A 407-nucleotide genomic window follows, 5' to 3' on the forward strand; every position below is an offset into this window, starting at 1 on the left:
TATTTGAGGAGTGTTGTTAAACAAGCCACCAACAACAACTATTAGTGGTATTGCGATATAAAAAGCATAAGAGCCGTTAGTGTACTTTTTTACAAACCAGTGAACAGGAAAGCCAACAACTAACCAACCAACGATAGAAATTAGCAGGTAAACACTAATATAAAGTAAAAAAGTAACGGCAAGTCCATAAATATCATCAAGTGATGAAGGTGCCAGTCCATTGAATAAAACCAAACGGCGATTCCTATACCAACATAGCCAATACTTTTTATTACAGCACTATCCCAGTTACTTGAACTCACTACGGGCTCCATGAAAACATAACGCCTCGTTAAGAGGCTAAAAATAGTTGGTTAAAATATGCGAGGCACGAGCAAAAACCAACTGTTTTTTGTCCTGCTTTAATG

General features: G+C 37.1%; 1 pseudogene. It reads right to left on the bottom strand.

Going from position 1 to position 407, the window contains the following annotated elements:
- Positions 1-234 (bottom strand): annotated as a pseudogene (locus P20480_RS18360) (hypothetical protein); the annotation flags it as partial.
- Between the last annotated feature and the right edge of the window lie 173 nt (positions 235-407).

Source organism: Pseudoalteromonas sp. BSi20480 (assembly GCF_000241365.1).
GTDB classification, from domain to species: domain Bacteria; phylum Pseudomonadota; class Gammaproteobacteria; order Enterobacterales; family Alteromonadaceae; genus Pseudoalteromonas; species Pseudoalteromonas marina.